This window comes from Rhodovulum sp. BSW8 (assembly GCF_003314725.1).
GTDB lineage: Bacteria > Pseudomonadota > Alphaproteobacteria > Rhodobacterales > Rhodobacteraceae > Rhodovulum > Rhodovulum visakhapatnamense.
This window is the reverse complement of the sequence record NZ_QNVX01000030.1, coordinates 1-1,174: the sequence shown is the minus strand read 5'-3', so window position 1 is coordinate 1,174 and position 1,174 is coordinate 1. Positions and strand designations below refer to the sequence as shown.

Here is a 1,174-nt window from a genome sequence, read left to right as displayed (position 1 = left end):
ATGGGTAAGGCAAAGTTCGAACGGACGAAACCGCACGTTAACATCGGCACGATCGGCCACGTTGACCACGGGAAGACGACGCTGACGGCTGCGATCACGAAGTACTTCGGGGACTTCAAGGCCTACGACCAGATCGACGCGGCGCCGGAAGAGAAAGCGCGCGGGATCACGATCTCGACGGCGCACGTGGAATACGAGACCGAGGCGCGTCACTACGCGCACGTGGACTGCCCCGGCCACGCCGACTACGTGAAGAACATGATCACGGGGGCTGCGCAGATGGACGGCGCGATCCTGGTGGTGAACGCGGCCGACGGCCCGATGCCGCAGACCCGCGAACACATCCTGCTGGCGCGTCAGGTGGGCGTGCCCGCGCTGGTGGTGTTCCTGAACAAGGTCGACCAGGTGGATGACGAAGAGCTGCTGGAGCTCGTGGAAATGGAAGTGCGCGAACTTCTGTCCTCCTACGACTTCCCCGGCGATGACATTCCGATCGTTGCGGGCTCGGCGCTGGCGGCGATGGAAGGCCGCGATCCGGAAATCGGCGAGACCAAGATCAAGGAACTGATGGCTGCGGTCGACGCCTACATCCCGACGCCGGACCGTCCGATCGACCAGCCGTTCCTGATGCCGATCGAGGACGTGTTCTCGATCTCGGGCCGCGGCACGGTTGTGACCGGCCGTGTCGAGCGTGGCGTTGTGAACGTGGGCGACGAGCTTGAAATCGTCGGCATCCGCGACACCAAGAAGACGACCTGCACGGGCGTCGAGATGTTCCGCAAGCTGCTGGATCGCGGCGAGGCGGGCGACAACATCGGCGCGCTGCTGCGCGGCATCGACCGCGACCAGGTGGAACGCGGCCAGGTTCTGTGCAAGCCGGGTTCGGTGACGCCGCATACGGTGTTCGAGGCCGAGGCCTATATCCTGACCAAGGAAGAGGGTGGCCGTCACACGCCGTTCTTTGCGAACTACCGTCCGCAGTTCTACTTCCGGACGACGGACGTGACCGGGACGGTTCAGCTGCCCGAGGGCACCGAGATGGTGATGCCGGGCGACAACCTGAAGTTCACGGTCGAGCTGATCGCGCCGATCGCGATGGAAGAGAAGCTCCGCTTCGCCATCCGCGAAGGCGGCCGCACCGTCGGCGCCGGCGTCGTCTCCAAGATCATCAAGT

At 64.4% G+C, this 1,174-nt stretch carries 1 protein-coding gene; it reads left to right on the top strand.

What is annotated here, in order from left to right; all coding sequences use genetic code 11:
• Nucleotides 1-1,174, top strand: a 1,174-nt coding sequence (tuf, locus tag DSD19_RS13375) for an elongation factor Tu (protein WP_113669937.1), incomplete at both ends; no start/stop codon positions are given.